The sequence below is a fragment of the Magnetospirillum moscoviense genome, from assembly GCF_001650635.1.
In the GTDB taxonomy this organism is placed as follows: Bacteria; Pseudomonadota; Alphaproteobacteria; order Rhodospirillales; family Magnetospirillaceae; genus Magnetospirillum; species Magnetospirillum moscoviense.
Map to the genome: position 1 here is coordinate 1 of NZ_LWQU01000091.1, position 913 is coordinate 913.

At 56.6% G+C, this 913-nt stretch carries 1 protein-coding gene; it reads left to right on the forward strand.

Annotated features, from left to right (window positions below; all coding sequences use genetic code 11):
* Window positions 1-56: 56 nt before the first annotated feature.
* Window positions 57-647 (forward strand): DUF3644 domain-containing protein, encoded by a 591-nt coding sequence (locus A6A05_RS04290; protein WP_342670008.1) that lies wholly within the window; start codon window positions 57-59, stop codon window positions 645-647.
* Window positions 648-913 lie beyond the last annotated feature (266 nt).

The window sequence follows — 913 nt, forward strand, 5'->3', positions numbered from 1 at the left end:
ATCCGGACCCGACCGCGCGATATTGCCTCGCCGCCGCCATGGGGGCGTGACCGTCAATACGATTCACGAATAGAGCCATAAATTTCAATGACGCCATCAAGGGATTCTTCGGCGCCCAATATGGTCTTGAGCGCCGTCTGCCGATCGCGCTTCAATTCGTCACATTCAGTTCTGACCAACGCGCGCTGTTGAAAAAGGCGAGCGCACTGCCTGCGCATATCGAAACAGTGATGGAAGCGCTTCATCACGACCTCACCCCCGAGCAAATGGCCGATCCGTGCTTCGCTTATCGGGTGATCTTCGTGCCGAAGAGTGCCGCCCGGGCATCTGCTGCGGACGTTGCCGTAGAATTCGTCAAACCCGGTTCGGATGAGGCATCGGAGATCAACCGGGTGCTGTTGAAGGAAGTCGATAAGCAGCGTTACACCACGGGCCAGATTGTCAAGATGATGAACTCCGATGGCTTTCCTCGATTCAAACAGCACCATCACACCCAACTATGGAAAGCGCTAAATGCGAGAGATCACAACACAGGGTTTGGGCGCCCAGGGGACTACCGGGGAACATGGGTCTGGTACGACTCTTGGCTGGCCCGTGTGCGCGCCCATTGCCAAGAGCAGAAGGATCGTTACGTGGCGTTAACTTGAGGTGGAATTGTAGCTTAACCACCATGAGGGTGCGGCGTCTGCTGCTCATATTCTTTTCCGCTTCTTGGGAACATTGATGCCCTAGTTATACCGGCGAACGCTCGATCTGACTCGGCGGGGCTTGCCAACCAGCGGCAACCATGAATCACTGGGGTTCCACCAGATACAGGGGGAACCATGTTCGGTAGGCTCAAGATATCGGAAAAGATGACGGCGGCGGAACTTCGAGTCTGGGCGCGTCGTTGCGGCAATGGCCGAGCGGCGGC